Source organism: Ruegeria sp. AM4 (genome assembly GCF_056540665.1).
The window spans coordinates 20366-37713 of sequence record NZ_JBQFXD010000013.1 but is presented as its reverse complement, the minus strand read 5'-3'; the positions used below and the strand labels follow the sequence as shown (position 1 = coordinate 37713).

Sequence of the window (17348 nt, the reverse complement as noted above, 5' to 3'; positions counted from 1 at the left end):
TATGAATTTCCCCGAGCGGTTTTCGGACCTACCGGCATATGCATTCCCGCGTCTTCGCGCCCTGTTGGATCATCATCAGCCGGGCGGTGAAGTCATTCATATGACCATTGGTGCGCCGACCCATGATTTTCCGGCCTGGGTGACGGATGTGATCATGGAAAACGCCGCCGGATTTCAGGGATACCCGCCCAATGAAGGTTCACCCGAGTTGCGCGGGGCCATCACCGACTGGATCAAGCGCCGCTATGGCGTGACGATGGACCCAGAGGCCAATGTCATGGCCCTGAACGGCACCCGCGAGGGGCTATATAATGCCGCGATGGCACTGTGCCCGGAACAGAAAAACGGCCAACAGCCGATCGTCCTGTGTCCTAATCCGTTCTATCAGGTCTATATGGTGGCTTCGATTTCGGTCGGTGCGCAGCCGCATTTTGTGCCTGCCACAGCAGCGACTGGACACCTGCCGGATTATGCGGGCCTGCCCGATGAGGTTCTGAACCGAACAGCGGTTGCTTATATTTGCTCTCCCGCCAACCCGCAGGGCGCGGTTGCGTCGCGTGAGTATTGGGTCGAACTGATCCGTCTGGCCGAACACTATGATTTCCGCATTTTCGCAGATGAATGTTACTCGGAAATCTACCGCGACACCGCGCCCGTCGGCGTGTTGACGGTGGCACAGGAATTGGGGGCCGATCCCGAACGGATCACCCTGTTCAACTCGTTGTCGAAGCGGTCGAATCTGGCCGGTTTGCGGTCGGGCCTGATTGCGGGCGGCCCCGAGACGATCAAGCACGCCAAGAAATTGCGCACCTATGCGGGCGCGCCGCTGCCGCTACCGTTGCAGGCCGCGGCAGCAAAGGTCTGGGCGGATGAACAGCACGTGCAGGAAAACCGCGCGCTCTATCAAGAGAAATACGCCGTCGCGGATGAGGTCTTTGCCGGTGTGCAGGGCTACATGTCGCCCGAAGCCGGGTTTTTTCTATGGCTGCCGGTGGATAACGGCGAGGAAACCGCATTGAAAGTCTGGCAGGACACCGGAGTACGGGTTCTGCCGGGCGCATATCTTTCTCAAGGTGATCCGGGGCAAAACCCGGGCGAAAACTTTATCCGGGTCGCGTTGGTGGCCCCAAAAACCGAAGTGCAGCGCGGGCTGATCAAGCTCCGCGACTGCATCTTTTCGTGAGGTACGAGGGCAAAATGGCATCATTGAACGCGCGAAACCGTGATCCGTTGCTGGACAGCACCACGCAGGCCGCCATCGAACGGCGCAGCAAGGAACTGATCGGGATCGCCCTGATCCTGCTGGGTCTGGCGGCGGCGGCGATGATCTGGTCCTACACGCCGGACGATCCCAACTGGATGGTCTCGACAGATGCACCTGTGCAGAACTGGATGGGGCGGATTGGGGCCTCGATTGCGGCGCCGTTGTTCATGATCGTTGGATGGGGCAGCTGGGGTATCGCCCTGGTGCTGATCGGTTGGGGCGTGCGCTTTACCAGCCACTTCGCCGAAGAGCGCGCCATTGCCCGCCTGATCTTTGCACCGATCTGGATCGCGGTTGTGTCGGTCTATGCAGCAACATTGGTGCCGGGTGACACGTGGCGTGCAACGCATAGCTATGGGCTGGGCGGCCTGTTTGGCGACACGGTCATGGGCGCCTTGCTGACCCTTTTGCCGATCTCCTCTCATTTCCTGGTCAAACTGATGTCGTTGGCCATGGCGCTGGGCATGCTGATGCTGGGCGTTTTTGTGCTGGGCTTCACCAAAACGGACGTCAAACGCGGCTTCCGCGCATTCCTGCTCGGACTGGTGATGGCCTATGATCTGCTAATGAACATGCTGGGCCGAGGGGCCTCGGCCACCGCACAGGCGGCGCGGGATCGCCGCGCCCAGTGGGCTGAACGCAAGGCCGAACGCGCCGTTCCGGTTCAAGCCGAGTTCGACGATGACCTTGCCTATGCCGACCCGGTGTTTGACGAACCCTTGATCGAAGAACCCGAGCCTGCGCCAAAACCCGGTTTGCTTGCGCGGATGCCCTCGCTGATCCGTCGCCCGGATCCGTTGCCCGAACCCGAGTTGGTGACGCAGGACCCGGTGCAGGGCTATGAGGAGATGCCGGGCGAAGATCGCATCCGGTCGAAGATTTCCGCCGCTGTGCGCAATCGCAAGGTTGCCGCTGGTGAAATGACACCGGAACATGATCCCAACCGACCCCTGACAAAGGGGCGCGGGCGAGGGCCCGATCCGTTGATCCTGAACGACGGCCCGGTCAGCGACCTGCCGCCGGAACCGCCAATGACGTCGGCGGGCTTGCCGCCCGAGCCGATGCTGACAGCCGACGCAGAACCCGTATGGGAAGATCCGATTCATCAAGACTATGCGCCCGAGCCCGATTTTGACGATGAAGCGGTGTTTGAAGATGCGCCGATGGCAGATCAGGTACAGCCGCCGCGTCAGGCTGTGAAAATCCCGGTTGCCGAGCCGCGTAAACCAGTCGTGGCACAGCCCGTGCGTCGCACGCCGCCCCCGTCACGCCGGGCACAGGCCGAGGCGCAGCCTGCGCTGTCTTTTGAAGAAAAGCATTCCGATTTCGAACTGCCCCCGCTGGGCTTGCTGTCCAACCCGGCCAGCATTCAACGCCATCACCTGAGCGATGAGGCGCTGGAGGAAAACGCGCGGATGCTGGAAAACGTGCTGGACGATTATGGCGTCAAGGGTGAGATCGTCAGCGTCCGCCCGGGCCCGGTCGTAACCATGTACGAATTGGAGCCTGCACCCGGTCTGAAGGCCAGCCGCGTGATCGGTCTGGCGGATGACATCGCCCGGTCAATGTCGGCCCTGTCTGCGCGGGTTTCAACCTTGCCGGGGCGTTCGGTCATCGGGATCGAACTGCCGAATGAAAATCGCGAGATGGTGGTGTTGCGCGAGATTCTCGCCAGTCGCGATTTCGGCGATGGCAACCACGCGCTGCCTTTGGCCTTGGGCAAGGATATTGGCGGTGAGTCCGTTGTTGCGAACCTGGCCAAGATGCCCCACCTGCTGATCGCCGGCACGACCGGTTCCGGTAAGTCGGTGGCGATCAACACGATGATCCTGTCGCTGCTGTATAAGCTGTCACCGGATGAATGCCGTCTGATCATGATCGACCCGAAGATGCTGGAACTCAGCGTCTATGATGGCATCCCGCACTTGTTGTCGCCCGTCGTGACCGACCCGAAAAAAGCGGTTGTCGCTCTGAAATGGGTCGTGGGCGAGATGGAGGATCGTTACCGCAAGATGTCCAAGATGGGCGTCCGCAATATCGCCGGCTACAACGGCCGAGTGAAGGATGCCCTGTCTAAGGGCGAGATGTTCAGCCGCACGGTCCAGACCGGGTTTGATGATGAAACCGGTGAGCCGATGTTCGAGACCGAAGAATTCGCGCCCGAGGCGATGCCCTATATCGTTGTCATCGTCGACGAAATGGCCGACCTGATGATGGTCGCGGGCAAAGAGATCGAAGCCTGCATTCAGCGCCTGGCACAAATGGCGCGGGCCTCGGGCATTCACCTGATTATGGCCACGCAGCGTCCGTCCGTGGACGTGATCACTGGTACGATCAAGGCGAACTTCCCGACCCGGATTTCGTTCCAGGTGACCTCGAAGGTCGATAGCCGCACCATTCTGGGAGAGATGGGCGCCGAACAACTTCTGGGGCAGGGCGACATGCTGTATATGGCGGGCGGGGCCAAGATCACCCGTTGCCACGGGCCGTTCGTCTCGGACGAAGAGGTCGAGGAAATCGTCAACCATCTGAAACAGTTCGGCCCGCCCGATTACATGAGCGGTGTCGTCGATGGACCGGCCGAGGAAAAGGCCGACAATATCGACGCGGTTCTGGGCCTGAACACAGGTGGCAACACGAACGGAGAGGATGCGCTGTACGATCAGGCGGTTGCGATTGTGATCAAGGATCGCAAATGTTCGACCTCGTATATCCAGCGGAAACTCGCCATCGGTTACAACAAAGCTGCGCGGCTTGTTGAGCAGATGGAGGACGAAGGCGTTGTTTCCGGGGCAAATCACGTCGGTAAACGCGAAATACTCGTCCCCGAGCAATAGGATATTTAATAACAAGGGCGGAACGCTTATCTGGGTCCTATGAAACAGATTGCTTTTGCCCTTGCTTTGACATTGGCCGCGCCTGCGGCCTGGGCGGCGGACAAGTTGCCGCTGTCGCAAATTTCGAATTACCTGAACGGTTTGAAAACGGTTCAGACGACCTTTACGCAAGTGAATGACGATGGTTCACTCAGCACCGGAAAGCTGTGGTTGCAGCGTCCGGGCAAGATGCGGTTCGAATATGATCCGCCAAATGATGCTGTGGTTCTGGCGCGATCGGGGTCGGTTCTGATCTTTGATACCAAGTCGAACCAGCCGCCCGAGCAATACCCGTTAAAGCGTACACCGCTGTCGCTGGTGCTGGCCCGCAATGTCAATCTTGGGCAGGCGAATATGGTGGTGGGCCACGACTTTGACGGCACCGCCACCGTAGTCACGGCGCAAGACCCGAAAAACCCCGATAGCGGTCGCATCGAACTGATGTTCACAAGTAACCCGGTCGAACTGCGGAAATGGGTGATCCATGACAATGCGGGCACCCAGACCACAGTTCTGCTGGGCCCGCTGACCGAAGGTGGTCGTCTGGATCAGAATCTGTTCTCGGATGGAAAAAAACGTGGATCAGCTGACCGCTGATCCACTATTTTTAGTACCAGCAACCTGCCAGTTGCGCCTGATACATTTGCGCCCGCACATCCACGTCATCGGCCACATTCAGCAACCATGACTTGCGATTATAGCTGCCGCGTGCATAACCGGTATGGCCTTCGTGATAGGCCAGATACTGGTTGCGCGTGTCTGTCGGGTGGATGCCGTTCCGCTCGTAGCTTTTGTTCATGTACCAGCCGATAAAGTCCGAGGCATCGCGAATGCGATCCCGCTTGGCGCGGCGTTTGCCGGTTTCGCGCTGATACTCTTTCCACGTGCCGTCCAGCGCCTGGCTGAACCCATAGGCGCTGCTTTGGCGGCCCATCGGGATGACGCCCAGCACGTATTTGTGCGGCGTGCGCGCATCGTGCTTGTAGCGGCTTTCCTGATAGATCGTCGCCATCTGAACGTGAACGGGGACGCCCCATTTCCGTTCGGTCTTTTGGAACGCCTTGATATAATCCGGCTTTTCGCGCGCAATGCTGCACGCGTCGTTCAATCTGCTGGGCGGTTGGTTCGAACCGCCCCCACAGGATGCCAAAAGCAGCACCCCGAAGAGTACGAAAAGAATTCTGCTCATGTGCCTCGTGCCTTTTTTCTTTATTCTAGCGCAGATTGAGCTGCGAGGGAATCACAATCGTTTCAGAATAATGGGTGCAATTGTCAGTATTGCCACTTTCCACAGCGCGCCGCTCGGGCACTGTCATAAGGATGTTCACAGACTGTTTCCCGAAATCTCCGATCAAGGATTGGCAATTTGGCCCGGAACAATGTAGAAAATACATTGGGGGCAAGGACAATGCTAAAGACAAACGCCAAGTACCGCCTGGGTCAGGTGGTTCGACATCGTAGACATCCCTTCCGAGGGGTGATTTTTGACGTGGACCCTGAATTTTCGAATTCAGAAGAATGGTACCAGGCCATCCCCGAAGACAGCCGTCCGATCAAGGATCAACCGTTCTATCACCTTCTGGCCGAGAACGACCAATCCTTCTATGTGGCTTATGTTTCAGAACAAAATCTGGTTGAGGACCAATCGGGTGAGCCTGTGGACCATCCCGACATTCCCAATATGTTCGGTCCGTTTCAGGACGGGTCCTACCCGCTGCATTTCCAGTTGAACTGATTTCTCTGGCGCTTTGGCGCGCCGCTAATATCCCAGCGCGCAACCGTCCTTGCGAGGATCGCTGGCCCCTTCAAGAACACCGTCTTCACGGATTCGGATCGCCTGTGCCCCGCCCAGTGGCGCGGGTGGAATTTCAACAATATGCCCCAGATTGGACAATTGTTCCCGAACAGTGTCGGGGTAACCCCGTTCGACTTTAAGTATGCCGCCATCCGCAAAGGCGCGGGGGGCATCAATGCTTTGCTGCAGGCCGAGATCAAAGTCCGTCAGGTTCGACACAAATCGCGCATGGCCGGTCGGTTGGTAAGCGCCGCCCATGACCCCAAAAGGCATCAGAACACGGGAGTGCTGACGCAGCATGCCAGGAATGATCGTATGCATCGGGCGCTTTCCGCCCGCCAATTCGTTCGGGTGACCTGCCTCCAGCGTGAACCCGGCACCGCGGTTCTGTAGCAGGATGCCGAACTTTTCCGATGCGATACCGGACCCGAAACCGTGAAAAATAGAGTAGATCAGCGACACGGCCATCCGGTCCCGATCGACAACAGTGATATAGATTGTGTCTTTGTGAATAGCTTCGGTCAGGGGCGCCGGGGCGGGCATCGCTCGGTTCGGGTCGATCAGGGCCGCCAGACGGGTTGCTGTTTCAGGGGCCAAAAAATGCGCCATCCGAGCGGTGTGATCGGGATCTGCGATAAAACGGTTGCGGGCGTCATAGGCCAGTTTGGTGGCCTCGGCTTCGATGTGAATACGCTCGGCCCCCCACGGATCCATCGCTGACATGTCGAAATGCGAGAGAATGTTCAACAAAAGCAACGCGGTCGCGCCCTGACCATTGGGCGGATGCTCCAGCAATTCGACACCGGCGTAGTTGCTGCCAACGGGCTTGGTTTCATCGCAGGTGGTTGCGGCAAAGTCGTCGGTCGTATGAACGCCACCCAGCTTTGTCAGAGCGTCCACCATGTCCTGCGCAATTTCGCCGGTATAGAACGCATCCCTGCCATCCTTTGCGATGCGGCGCAGAACTTCGGCCTGGCCAGGCGCACGAAAGACTTGGCCGATTCGCGGTACGGTCCCGTCGCTCAGAAAGTGCTGGCGGGCAGCGCCCTGCAACGTTGCTTCGCCTTCGGCCCAGTCGAATGCGACGCGAGGTGCGACTGGGACCCCGGTATCGGCATAGTGGATGGCCGGTTGCAGGATTGCGTCCAGGCCCATACGACCTTCGGTTCCGGCAAGATGGCAAAACGCATCCACTGCGCCCGGGATCGTCACGGCGTCTGGGCTGTTTATGGGGACGGTGGTTAGCCCCCTTTCCCGCAAAGTCGCGGCATCCGCAGCCATCGGCGCGCGACCAGAGCCGTTTAGCGCGCGAACCTTGTCCTCGCCCGCGCGGTTGAACAGCACAAAACAATCGCCGCCAAGCCCGGTCATCTGCGGTTCGCAAAGTCCCAACAGGACGGCGCCGGCGATGGCCGCATCCATGGCATTGCCGCCGCGCGCCAGGATGTCCAATGCCGTTTTGGCGGCCAGAGGATGTGATGTAGCACACATGCCTTGTGTCGACAGAACCTCGGATCGGCCGGGCAGATGCAGGTCGCGCATTGTGATGTCCCCTGAATTGGTCAGGCGAACTCTAAGCCCGGATGCCGGGTTGTCCAATAAATTCAAAGAGAGAGGGAGGTCCTCGGCGCCGTTCACTGGGTGGGGGCTGTGACGCTAGGCGCCGAGGGAAGCTATCTGAGCTACCCTGCCTTTCTGACCGGGGTTTGCGGCGCGACAATGGTTCGATCTGGGCCTTATTGTGACCATTTGGTGCCCGTTACGACGCGTCGGAAAAACGAAACGACAAACACAGGCGGTTAAACCCGTCATGTCTTTCATACCGAACTGCGCTGGCCAGATTGTGAATCATGAACCAGCCAAAGCCCCCTTCGGGCAGGTCTTTGCGTGCAACTTCGACCGTGGGCGGGGGGCCGTCCGGCGGCTGAAGACCGGGCATCGGGTTGCCGGTATCCACGATCTCGACTTCAAGAAACTCGCCCGACAGACGGCAGCAAATCCGCACTTCATCGGGCATCAACCCGTCATAGGCGTGTTCCACCACGTTGTTGATTGCCTCGGCCAGCGCGATCTTAACGCCATCGGCCCGATCTGTCGGAACCCCATGCGCCATCAACTGGCGGCTGAGGTCTGCGATTCCTGCGCTCGCCTCGGCCTCGGTGGCGGGAAAGCTCAGGTCGATGCAGCCATTTTTGCAGTTTTGGGCCACGCCTATTCACTCCCGACCGGTGTCAGTGGCAACCTGCGGCCAGCGCATCGTCCAGTGAGGCAAACAACCGGAACACCGTATCCATGCGTGTCAATCGAAACACCTTTTCGACGACAGGATGCAATCCCGCCAGATCCAGACGGCGTGCATCCCCCAACTGTTTCATCGAGGCGACGATCGCCCCCAGCCCACTGGAATCGATGAATTCAACCGAGGACAGATCCAGGATCACGCGCAGGCTGTCGTTTTCGGTTTCCGTCCGCATGTCTTCCTTGAACTGAATGGCCATTGCGGCATCTATCCGGTCGCAATGAACGGAAATCACCTGCGCATCGTTGGTCATGCTGCTGCTGAGCTTCATGGACAGCCACCCCTGCGGTTTGAAAACAGATCGTAGAAATACGCTAGACGGCAATTCTTACCATTCGGTATCCAAGAGAGGAAAACGCTGGGAGGCATCAGATGAACGAAGTTGTGATCGCGGGGGCCGCCCGCACGCCGATGGGTGGGTTTCAGGGCATGTTTGACGGCGTCCCTGCTGCGGAATTAGGCGGCGCAGCCATCCGCGCAGCGCTGGAAGGTGCAGGGGCGCAGTCGGTCGACGAAGTTCTGATGGGCTGCGTTCTGCCCGCCGGTCAGGGTCAGGCCCCGGCGCGGCAAGCCGGATTTGCCGCCGGTCTGGGCGAAGACGTGCCCGCGACTACTCTCAACAAGATGTGCGGATCGGGGATGAAGGCCGCGATGATGGCTTTTGACCAGATTGCCCTGGGCCATGCGGACACCATGGTCGCGGGCGGGATGGAGAGCATGACCAACGCTCCGTATCTGCTGCCCAAGATGCGGGGCGGTGCGCGGATCGGTCATGGTCAGGTGGTGGATCACATGTTCCTTGATGGGCTTGAAGATGCCTATGACAAGGGCCGCCTGATGGGCACTTTCGCCGAAGATTGTGCCGAAACCTATCAGTTCACGCGTCAGGCGCAGGACGAATATGCGCTGCAATCCCTCTCAAACGCCATCAGTGCGCAGCAAAGCGGCGCGTTCGACCGTGAAATCACGCCCGTGACGGTTCGGGCGCGCAAAGGCGACCTCATGCAAAGCACAGACGAGCAACCTCAATCCGCGCGGCCTGAGAAAATTCCAACCCTGAAACCGGCCTTTCGCAAGGATGGAACAGTGACAGCGGCCAATTCCTCTTCGATCTCGGACGGTGCGGCGGCGCTTGTTCTGGCGTCGGCGGCCGCGGCGCAGGCACAGGGACTGACGGTCCGTGCCCGTATTGTGGGTCATGCCAGTCACGCGCAGGCTCCGGGCCTGTTCACCACTGCGCCGGTGCCTGCGGCGCAGAAACTTTTGGATCGTATCGGCTGGTCCAAAAACGATGTTGATCTGTGGGAGGTCAACGAGGCCTTTGCCGTGGTTCCCATGGCCTTCATGCGCGAAATGGGTTTGTCGCGCGAGATCGTGAACGTGAACGGCGGTGCCTGCGCATTGGGCCATCCAATCGGAGCATCCGGTGCGCGGATCATAGTGACGTTGTTGAATGCGCTTGAAACCCGCGATCTGCAACGCGGCGTCGCCGCGATCTGCATCGGTGGCGGCGAAGGTACGGCCATAGCGATCGAGCGGGTCTAACGTTTTGCTTTGGCAAAGGACCTGCTAGATTTTGAAAATTCTGTAATCCGCTGGATCACGCATGATACCGAACCAATTCCTCACGCCGCGCCTTTCGGTCAGGCATTGGGACGTTGAGCTTTCAGAGCCGCAAGCGAGGCGCAGGCTGACCGAAGAGCTTGCCGCGCTGCTGACCCCTGCCGTTTTTGAGACTTTGCCGCCACCCGTGCACCTGACAGATCAGGGCGTGCCCGACTGGATCGCGGCCCGCCGCGCCGAAAGCGAGATCTTGCTGGTTCGCCAAAGCAGCGACGCTCAGCTGATCGGATTGTTGGTGTTGGCTGGTGACTTTGATGCCGGTGCAGTCCCGGATATCCATATCGGTTACCTGTTTGCAGAAAGTGCATGGGGAAAGGGCTACGCCTCAGAGCTGCTCAAGGGGCTTCTGTCCGCATTGACATCTGGCCCGTCACTGCGATTGGTTGCCGGTGTCGGACGCGACAACCCGGCCTCGGCCCGCGTTCTGCAAAAGTCCGGCTTCAAACTTTGGCCGGAACGCTCGAACCATAGCACTGAGATGTATGTTCGCGAGTTCGGCTGATTGAACGCCCACCAGGGCAAAGTCATGGCGCAAGGGTCGGTACGCCGAAGCTGAATGCAAAATACAAGGCCGTGAACTGTAGGGCGGCCACCCCGAACAACCAGGCGGAAAAGCCGCGCTTTCGGGATTTGTGCCCGAACAGCCATCGCCCCAACAGCGCGCCCGGGCTGCCGCCCAGCGCTGCGAGCCATAGCAACCTGCGTTCGGGCACGCGGCGTTTGCGCCGCTTTGCCCGGGCTTCGTCCCAGCCGAAACACAGCAAAGTCAGACCGTTAATTGCCCAAAGATAGATCACTGCAATCCACATGCCCGGGACATAGCCAATCGGGCATAGCGACCCAAGTGAAAAAATGCTTGGAAATTTCACCGATTCGCGCCATCGTGAAAAACGAGGAGAAAATTTCACGAGAATCGGAGCGGCCGTGAACAGCCAGGCCCCCCAAAGTGCGACACTCGGAGCGGACATCCGCGCGCTGCGAAAAGCGCGCGGGTTGACCTTGGTTGACATCGCCGCGCGTCTGGATCGTTCGGTCGGGTGGTTCAGTCAGGTTGAGCGTGACAAATCGGACCCCTCGATCTCGGACCTGCGCCAGATTGCGCAATGCCTGGGGGTTCCGATGTCGATGCTGTTTGCCCATTCAGCAGCCCCGGCGGATGAGCAGGGCTATGTCGTGCGCGCTGGCGCGCGCCGCCCGATGGGGTCGAACCGCGAAGGATTGATCGAGGAACTTCTGTCACCTGATCTGACCGATGATTTTGAGATGGTCCATTCCACGTTCGAACCGCAATCAAAAATGCAAACTCCGGCCAACCGACCGACGCAAGAGGTCGGATACGTGGTCTCGGGGCGTCTGGATCTGACCATTGGTACGCGTAGCTTCACCGTTGGAGAGGGCGACAGTTTTCGCATCAAACACGAACCCTATCAATGGGCAAACCCGTATGATGAGCCCGCTGTGGCCATCTGGGTCATCGCCCCGCCGGTCTACTGATGAGCGTTGAAGTCTGGACCATAATCGCCCTGTTCTGGGTGGTGTTCGTCACCACGCCGGGTCATCGCGGTTTGTTTCATCATCTGCAGCATATTGCTGGGTGCCAACACCACGTCCACAGCAAATGGGAGATCATATGACAATCGGTTCCTGCCTCTGCGGCGCGGTCGCATTTGCGGTCGAGGGAGAACTGTCGCCGCCTTCGGCCTGCCATTGCGGTCAGTGCCGCAAGCAGTCGGGTCATTTCTGGTCGTCGACATCGACCCATCAAGACAACCTGCGCTTCACAGCCAGCGACACGCTGCGCTGGTTCCGCGCCTCGGACACCGCGCGGCGCGGATTCTGCGCGCAATGCGGTTCGTTCCTCTTCTGGCAGCATAACGACGAGGACACGATTTCGATTTCCATGGGGGCGTTTGACAACCCCACGGGCCTTTCGCTCGCCAAGCACATCTTCGTGGCGGACAAGGGCGACTATTACGACATCACGGACGATCTGCCCCGACGGGCACAGTAACAGGGATCAAGACACATGAGTGATTTTCCGACAAAAGCCCGCGTGGTCATTATCGGTGGCGGTGTGGTGGGGACCTCCTCGCTGTATCATCTGGCCAAGAAAGGCTGGACAGACTGCGTGCTGCTGGAAAAGAACGAACTGACCGCAGGTTCGACCTGGCACGCGGCGGGCAACGTTCCGACCTTTTCGACCTCGTGGGCGATCATGAATATGCAGCGCTATTCAACCGAGCTGTATTCTCGGCTGGCGGAAGAGGTCGACTATCCGATGAATTACCACGTATCGGGCTCGATCCGTCTGGCGCACAGCAAAGAGCGGATGCAGGAATTCGAGCGTGCCATGGCGATGGGCCGCTATCAGGGCATCCCGATGGAGATGTGGACGCCGGAAGAAGCCAAGAAACGTTATCCGTTTCTGGAAACGCATGATCTGGAAGGCGTCCTGTATGACCCGACCGATGGCGATATCGATCCGGCCCAGTTGACTCAGGCATTGGCCAAGGGCGCGCGCGATATGGGCCAGAAAATCATCCGTTTCTGCCCGGCTACGGGCGTGACCCAGCACGATGACGGAACCTGGACGGTGCACACAGATAAGGGCGACATTGCGTGTGACTATGTCGTCAACGCCGCCGGATACTACGCGCAGCGTGTGGGCGAATGGTTCAAGCCCTTCGGTGGCCGCACAGTTCCCGCGATGGTCATGAGCCATCAGTACCTTCTGACAGACGAAATCCCCGAGATCGAGGCGTGGTCCAAGGAAAACGGCAGCAAGCTGCCTCTGCTGCGCGACGTGGATATTTCGTACTATCTGCGGCAGGAAAAGAACGGCTTCAACCTTGGTCCCTACGAGCCCAACTGCAAGGGCCATTGGATGACCGAGGATGACCCGATGCCTGAAGATTTCTCGTTCCAGCTGTGGAATGACGATCTGGACCGCATCGAAGACATTGTGACCGACGCGATGGAAAGGGTGCCGCTGATGGCAAGCTCGGGGGTTGGCCGTGTCATCAACGGCCCGATCCCCTACGCACCGGATGGCTTGCCGCTGATCGGTCCGATGCCCGGTGTGAACAACGCGTTTGAGGCGCACACCTTTACCTTCGGCATCGCGCAGGGCGGTGGCGCCGGCAAAGTGCTGGCGGAATGGATCGTCGATGGTGCGACCGAATGGGATATGTGGGCCGTCGATCCGCGTCGCTATACCGACTACACAGATCAGGATTACTGCAACCAAAAGGGCATGGAGGTTTATGGCAACGAATATGCCATGCACTTCCCGCACCATGAATGGCCTGCGGCGCGCGACAAGAAACTGTCGCCGGTGCATGACAAGGTCAAAGCGCTGGGTGGCGTTATGGGTGCCTATAACGGCTGGGAACGCGCCAACTGGTTCGCAAAGCCGGGCGATGACACCTCGCTGAACGCAACCCATACCTGGGGTCGTTCTGGCCCGTGGGAGCAGCGCATCAAGGAAGAATGCGAGGCCGTTCGTGACCATTGCGGCGTGCTGGACCTGCCAGGTTTTTCCCGGTTCAAAATCCAGGGTCCGGGCGCGGATGAATGGCTTCGCGGTCTGGTGGCTGGATCGCTGCCCAAGATCGGCCGAGTCGGGCTGGTCTATTTCTCGGATGATCGCGGGCGTATTCTGACCGAGATGTCCGTGACACGCGAGGCCGAAGACCTGTTCGTGCTGGTGACAGCGGCGACGGCGCAATGGCACGACCGGGAATGGCTGGAGCGCCGCATTCCCGCTGGCGCGGGCTTCACCTTGGAAGACTGGACCACGCGGATGGATACGCTGATCGTAACCGGCCCCAAATCCCGCGAGGTTCTTGCCAAGGTCTGCGATGCCGACCTGACCCTGCCGTGGCTCAGTTTTCAGGAAAGCGAAATCAAAGGCGGTTGGGTTGCGCTTTTGCGGGTATCCTTTGCCGGTGAATTGGGGTGGGAGGTTCATGCCGAAAACGCAGACATGCCCGCCATTTACGACGCAATTCTTGCGGCAGGTGCCAAGCCGTTCGGCATGTATGCCCTGAACTCGCTGCGCATCGAAAAAGGTTACCGCGCGTGGAAGGGCGATCTGTCGACCGACTACTCGCTTCTGGAAGGCGGTCTGGAACGCTTTGTCAAACTGGACAAGCCGCAAGACTTTCCGGGCAAAGCGGCAATCCAGAACGAAAAGCAGCAGGGCGTGAAGAAAGCCTTTGTGACGCTGACGGTTGAGGCCGGTGACTGCGATGCGCCTTACATGTCCTGCATCTGGCAGAATGGTGAGATCGTGGGTGAGACAACCTCGGGCGCTTGGGGCTATCGTGTCGGAAAATCCATCGCGCTGGGCATGGTCAAGACCGACGCCGCCCAGCCCGGGACAGAGCTTGAGGTCGAAATCTACGGCCAGAAATGCCGCGCTGTGGTGCAAGAGGATCAACCGCTCTGGGATCCCGCGAACGAGAGGCTGCGGGCCTGACCATGGCGGAGCAGCGCACCATGTCCGGCGTCTATCTGACCCGCCACGGCGGGCCAGATGCGCTGGAATGGCGCAAGGACATCCCCGTGCCGGTGCCCGGCCCCGGTCAGGTTCTGGTCCGGGTTACCGCAGCGGGGGTGAACAACACCGATATCAACACGCGCATCGGCTGGTATTCGTCCGATGTGACCGGCGCGACCGATGACGTGGATCAGGATGTCGAAGCGGGTGGCTGGGGCGGTGCCCTGACCTTTCCGCGCATACAAGGCGGCGATTTGTGCGGAATCGTCGGGGTCGCTGGACCCGAGACCGGGTTCAAAGCAGGTCAAAGGGTGACATGTCCGATAAACCTGCCGCGCCCGCGCCCGGGCAATCCGCAAGGCTTCATCGCGCTGGGCTCGGAAATCGACGGGGCGTTTGCGCAATATTGTCTGGTCGAGGCAGATGATCTTTATGACGTAACCGCCTCGCCTCTGTCAGATGTCGAAATCGCCGCAATCCCCTGTGCCTTTGGGACCGCCGAAAACCTGCTGAGCCGCGCAGGTGTCACGGCGGGGCACAAGGTCCTTGTCACGGGCGCTTCGGGTGGTGTGGGGCTGGCCGCCGTGCAACTTGCCTCGCTGCGCGGGGCAACCGTCTGGGGTGTGACCGGGGCGGCCAAGGCCGAGGTGGTCAAGGCGCAGGGTGTACAGGGCACATTCGACCGTGACGCGCCTCTGCCCAAGGACATGTTCGACATCGTGATAGACGTTGTCGGCGGCCCCGCCTGGCCGGGCCTGATCCTCGCGTTAAGGCCAGGGGGACATTATGCGGTATCAGGGGCAATCGCAGGGCCGATGGTTCAGGCCGATCTGCGCGATATCTACCTGCGCGACATTACGATTCACGGCTGTACCCATCAGAGCTATGACGTCTTCGCCCGGCTGGTCGGGCTGATGAATGCGGGCAGCATCCGGCCGTTGATCTCGAAAACCTATCCGCTGCGTGATATCGAACAGGCTCAGAAAGAGTTTCAGTCCAAGGCATTGCCGGGGAAACTCGTTTTGATTCCATAAGGAGGCTGGTTTTGGCAGATATCACACTTCTTGATGGGTCGATCGGGCAGGAACTGGTCCACCGCAGCGGCGAGAAGCCAACGCCGCTATGGTCCACACGCGTCATGATGGATCGCCCTGATCTGGTCGGGGATGTGCATGCCGAATATTTTCGGCGCGGTGCCACGGTTGCGACCACGAATACCTATGCCGTGCATCGGTCCCGGCTTGAAAGGGTCGGCCTGGAAGATCAGCTTCCGACCCTGATCAATGCCGCCGTATCACAGGCCGAGCGCGCTCGTGATGGTGGTCACGGCAGGATCGCTGGGTCATTGGGGCCGTTGCTGGCCAGCTACCGGCCCGATCTGAACCCCGATCCGAATGATGCCGCAGCGAAATACGCCGAACTGGTTACGTTGATGGCGCATCGCGTCGATGTATTTCTGATCGAAACGGTGTCATCCCTGCAAGAGGCCGAAGGCACCCTGTTGGGCACGCAGAATTGCGGCAAACCTGTCTGGCTGGCCCTGACCGTTCTGGATGACGACGGCAATCGCTTGCGATCGGGCGAAGCCTTGTCCGACGTCGCGCCGCTGGTCGCGCGGTTCAAACCGCAGGCATTGTTGATCAATTGTTCGCGCCCCGAAGCGATCCCGGCTGCGCTGGCCGTCATCGCGGCTATGGGAGTGCCCATTGGGGCCTATGCCAATGGGTTCACCGGCATCTCGGATGGGTTTTTGCAGGACGCGCCAACCGTGGACGCGTTAGAGCGGCGTCACGATCTTGGACCGGATGCCTACGCCGATCACGCAATGCGTTGGGTGGATCAGGGCGCGACACTGGTCGGTGGCTGCTGCGAGGTTGGCCCGGACCACATCGAGGTTCTGGCCGAACGGCTGCGCAGCGCCGGGCACAGGATTGTTTGAGGGAACCAACCATGCAAGCCCGTTCGTCATTCGGTAACGCAGAAAGGACCGGCGAACAGATCCATTTCGATATTCTCGTCGCACCGGGATACGTGCTGCTCGAATTTGCCTCGCTGGTCGAGGTGCTGCGTCTGGCCAACCGGGTCTGTCCCCGGCCACCCTTCAGCTACACCTACCGGTCGCTGAAAGGCGGACCTGTCGATAGCAGCAGTTGCGCGAAAATTCCCACCGAACCGATCCCGGCCAGACCGCGAGCGAACTATTTGTTTGTAATCGGCAATTCGGACCCGGATCAGCCGGACTTGTCGCTTGGGCGGACGGTTTCCGATTACACCTATCACGGCGCGCAGGTGTTTCTGCTGGCCGAGGCCGCCAGTCGCTATATCGACGAAAAAGGCAGCGCTGATCTGGCGACCCATTGGGAAAACGCCTCGTTCCTGCGGGAACGCGGTGCCCGGTTCGAGGCGAAGCTTTCGCTTGCGACCGAACAGGGTGCTGTGGTCACCTGCGCTGGGATGGAGGCGACGACCGATGTCATCCTTGCCGTGATCGGCAGGCATATTTCGGGCCCGGCAAAAATGACGGTCGCCGATATCATGTTGCATGAAAACATCCGGGATTTCTCGTCGCTGCAACCGTTTTCGGGCTTCAAGAACACCGCTACCGGCGACGCCAAACTGGATCAATGCATCAAACAGATGCAGGCCAATATCGAAGACCCTCTGCCGATCAATGAAATCGTCGAAGCGCTGGGCCTGTCCAACCGTTCGCTGGAGCGCAAGTTCAGGTCCTTTTTCGGCACCACGCCCAACGGGTTCTATCGCGAGATGCGGCTGGCCAAGGCGAACAACCTGCTTCTGAACACCACCATGAGCGTGCGTGAAATCGGATTGGCCTGCGGGTTTCCCAATGGGTTCTCATCGATCTACAAGAGCTTCTTCGGCGTCACACCGGTCGCCCAAAGGCGCGCGAGACGGCAATCTGCACAAAGGTGATTTTTGCGCGGCAATTGACGTTTTTCACACATTTGCCGTCGCCTATCCGTGCCATT

The 17348-nt window shown here is 59.5% G+C and carries 18 protein-coding genes; 12 read left to right on the top strand and 6 right to left on the bottom strand.

Annotated features, from left to right (window positions below; all coding sequences use genetic code 11):
- Position 1: 1 nt before the first annotated feature.
- The 3 genes from ACR0JA_RS19215 to ACR0JA_RS19205 are packed head-to-tail and all read left to right on the top strand — an operon-like array spanning position 2 to position 4737.
- Positions 2-1183 (top strand): aminotransferase class I/II-fold pyridoxal phosphate-dependent enzyme, encoded by a 1182-nt coding sequence (locus ACR0JA_RS19215; RefSeq protein ID WP_480578535.1) that lies wholly within the window; start codon positions 2-4, stop codon positions 1181-1183.
- Positions 1184-1197: 14 nt separating this feature from the next.
- On the top strand, positions 1198-4101 hold the full coding sequence (locus tag ACR0JA_RS19210) for a DNA translocase FtsK (protein ID WP_480578533.1): 2904 nt from the start codon (positions 1198-1200) through the stop codon (positions 4099-4101).
- Between the two features lie 39 nt (positions 4102-4140).
- Positions 4141-4737 (top strand): LolA family protein, encoded by a 597-nt coding sequence (locus ACR0JA_RS19205; RefSeq protein ID WP_480578531.1) that lies wholly within the window; start codon positions 4141-4143, stop codon positions 4735-4737.
- 10 nt (positions 4738-4747) lie between these two features.
- Here ACR0JA_RS19205 and ACR0JA_RS19200 read toward each other — a convergent pair whose 3' ends face one another.
- Positions 4748-5329 (bottom strand): transglycosylase SLT domain-containing protein, encoded by a 582-nt coding sequence (locus ACR0JA_RS19200; RefSeq protein ID WP_480578529.1) that lies wholly within the window; start codon positions 5327-5329, stop codon positions 4748-4750.
- A gap of 219 nt (positions 5330-5548) precedes the next feature.
- On the opposite strand from ACR0JA_RS19200, the gene hspQ reads away from it, so the two are divergent.
- Positions 5549-5875: a heat shock protein HspQ gene (gene hspQ / locus ACR0JA_RS19195; protein ID WP_480578527.1), complete on the top strand. Its 327-nt coding sequence runs from the start codon at positions 5549-5551 to the stop codon at positions 5873-5875.
- A 24-nt stretch (positions 5876-5899) separates the two neighbouring features.
- Here the strand turns inward: hspQ and ACR0JA_RS19190 are convergent, their stop codons facing one another.
- From ACR0JA_RS19190 to ACR0JA_RS19180, 3 genes are all read right to left on the bottom strand, one after another.
- Positions 5900-7477 carry a gamma-glutamyltransferase family protein gene (locus ACR0JA_RS19190; protein ID WP_480578525.1) on the bottom strand — a complete coding sequence of 526 codons (1578 nt, stop codon included), beginning with the start codon at positions 7475-7477 and terminating at the stop codon, positions 5900-5902.
- Positions 7478-7694: 217 nt separating this feature from the next.
- Entirely contained in the window at positions 7695-8144 is a 450-nt protein-coding gene (locus ACR0JA_RS19185) for an ATP-binding protein (RefSeq protein WP_480578523.1), read from the bottom strand.
- A gap of 22 nt (positions 8145-8166) precedes the next feature.
- Entirely contained in the window at positions 8167-8505 is a 339-nt protein-coding gene (locus ACR0JA_RS19180) for an STAS domain-containing protein (protein ID WP_480578521.1), read from the bottom strand.
- Positions 8506-8606: 101 nt separating this feature from the next.
- Here ACR0JA_RS19180 and ACR0JA_RS19175 point away from each other — a divergent pair, with 101 nt between their 5' ends.
- Both ACR0JA_RS19175 and ACR0JA_RS19170 read left to right on the top strand, forming a co-directional pair.
- Complete coding sequence (locus ACR0JA_RS19175) at positions 8607-9779, top strand: acetyl-CoA C-acyltransferase (protein WP_480578519.1); 1173 nt, start codon at positions 8607-8609, stop codon at positions 9777-9779.
- 61 nt (positions 9780-9840) lie between these two features.
- The gene (locus tag ACR0JA_RS19170) at positions 9841-10359 is read left to right on the top strand and encodes a GNAT family N-acetyltransferase (RefSeq protein ID WP_480578517.1); all 519 of its coding nucleotides are present in this window, start codon (positions 9841-9843) and stop codon (positions 10357-10359) included.
- Positions 10360-10381: 22 nt separating this feature from the next.
- On the opposite strand, the gene ACR0JA_RS19165 is transcribed toward ACR0JA_RS19170, so the two are convergent.
- Positions 10382-10726 carry a DUF1294 domain-containing protein gene (locus ACR0JA_RS19165; RefSeq protein ID WP_480578515.1) on the bottom strand — a complete coding sequence of 115 codons (345 nt, stop codon included), beginning with the start codon at positions 10724-10726 and terminating at the stop codon, positions 10382-10384.
- A gap of 55 nt (positions 10727-10781) precedes the next feature.
- Here ACR0JA_RS19165 and ACR0JA_RS19160 point away from each other — a divergent pair, with 55 nt between their 5' ends.
- Positions 10782-11351 carry a helix-turn-helix domain-containing protein gene (locus ACR0JA_RS19160; protein ID WP_480578513.1) on the top strand — a complete coding sequence of 190 codons (570 nt, stop codon included), beginning with the start codon at positions 10782-10784 and terminating at the stop codon, positions 11349-11351.
- Here ACR0JA_RS19160 and ACR0JA_RS19155 read toward each other — a convergent pair.
- Positions 11345-11494: a hypothetical protein gene (locus ACR0JA_RS19155; RefSeq protein WP_480578511.1), complete on the bottom strand. Its 150-nt coding sequence runs from the start codon at positions 11492-11494 to the stop codon at positions 11345-11347. The two genes, ACR0JA_RS19160 and ACR0JA_RS19155, sit on opposite strands and share 7 nt — an antisense overlap.
- On the opposite strand from ACR0JA_RS19155, the gene ACR0JA_RS19150 reads away from it, so the two are divergent.
- Genes ACR0JA_RS19150 through ACR0JA_RS19130 form a run of 5 tightly spaced genes read left to right on the top strand, consistent with a single transcriptional unit; the run spans position 11488 to position 17292 of the window.
- Entirely contained in the window at positions 11488-11868 is a 381-nt protein-coding gene (locus ACR0JA_RS19150; protein WP_480578509.1) for a GFA family protein, read from the top strand. The two genes, ACR0JA_RS19155 and ACR0JA_RS19150, sit on opposite strands and share 7 nt — an antisense overlap.
- 15 nt (positions 11869-11883) lie before the next feature.
- Positions 11884-14337 (top strand): GcvT family protein, encoded by a 2454-nt coding sequence (locus ACR0JA_RS19145; protein ID WP_480578507.1) that lies wholly within the window; start codon positions 11884-11886, stop codon positions 14335-14337.
- Between the two features lie 2 nt (positions 14338-14339).
- Positions 14340-15392 carry an alcohol dehydrogenase family protein gene (locus ACR0JA_RS19140; protein WP_480578505.1) on the top strand — a complete coding sequence of 351 codons (1053 nt, stop codon included), beginning with the start codon at positions 14340-14342 and terminating at the stop codon, positions 15390-15392.
- An 11-nt stretch (positions 15393-15403) separates the two neighbouring features.
- Positions 15404-16297: a homocysteine S-methyltransferase family protein gene (locus ACR0JA_RS19135; protein ID WP_480578503.1), complete on the top strand. Its 894-nt coding sequence runs from the start codon at positions 15404-15406 to the stop codon at positions 16295-16297.
- Between the two features lie 11 nt (positions 16298-16308).
- Positions 16309-17292, top strand: a complete 984-nt coding sequence (locus tag ACR0JA_RS19130) for a GlxA family transcriptional regulator (RefSeq protein WP_480578501.1) — start codon at positions 16309-16311, stop codon at positions 17290-17292.
- Positions 17293-17348: the final 56 nt, after the last annotated feature.

What these genes read in the sequence shown, in the direction of transcription:
- ACR0JA_RS19190 (WP_480578525.1), bottom strand. Translation starts at nt 7,477, where the DNA reads ATGCGCGACCTGCATCTGCCCGGCCGATCCGAGGTTCTGTCGACACAA.
- ACR0JA_RS19170 (WP_480578517.1), top strand. Translation starts at nt 9,841, where the DNA reads ATGATACCGAACCAATTCCTCACGCCGCGCCTTTCGGTCAGGCATTGG.
- ACR0JA_RS19175 (WP_480578519.1), top strand. Translation starts at nt 8,607, where the DNA reads ATGAACGAAGTTGTGATCGCGGGGGCCGCCCGCACGCCGATGGGTGGG.
- ACR0JA_RS19215 (WP_480578535.1), top strand. Translation starts at nt 2, where the DNA reads ATGAATTTCCCCGAGCGGTTTTCGGACCTACCGGCATATGCATTCCCG.
- ACR0JA_RS19145 (WP_480578507.1), top strand. Translation starts at nt 11,884, where the DNA reads ATGAGTGATTTTCCGACAAAAGCCCGCGTGGTCATTATCGGTGGCGGT.
- ACR0JA_RS19205 (WP_480578531.1), top strand. Translation starts at nt 4,141, where the DNA reads ATGAAACAGATTGCTTTTGCCCTTGCTTTGACATTGGCCGCGCCTGCG.
- ACR0JA_RS19140 (WP_480578505.1), top strand. Translation starts at nt 14,340, where the DNA reads ATGGCGGAGCAGCGCACCATGTCCGGCGTCTATCTGACCCGCCACGGC.
- ACR0JA_RS19200 (WP_480578529.1), bottom strand. Translation starts at nt 5,329, where the DNA reads ATGAGCAGAATTCTTTTCGTACTCTTCGGGGTGCTGCTTTTGGCATCC.
- ACR0JA_RS19130 (WP_480578501.1), top strand. Translation starts at nt 16,309, where the DNA reads ATGCAAGCCCGTTCGTCATTCGGTAACGCAGAAAGGACCGGCGAACAG.
- hspQ (WP_480578527.1), top strand. Translation starts at nt 5,549, where the DNA reads ATGCTAAAGACAAACGCCAAGTACCGCCTGGGTCAGGTGGTTCGACAT.
- ACR0JA_RS19210 (WP_480578533.1), top strand. Translation starts at nt 1,198, where the DNA reads ATGGCATCATTGAACGCGCGAAACCGTGATCCGTTGCTGGACAGCACC.
- ACR0JA_RS19180 (WP_480578521.1), bottom strand. Translation starts at nt 8,505, where the DNA reads ATGAAGCTCAGCAGCAGCATGACCAACGATGCGCAGGTGATTTCCGTT.
- ACR0JA_RS19150 (WP_480578509.1), top strand. Translation starts at nt 11,488, where the DNA reads ATGACAATCGGTTCCTGCCTCTGCGGCGCGGTCGCATTTGCGGTCGAG.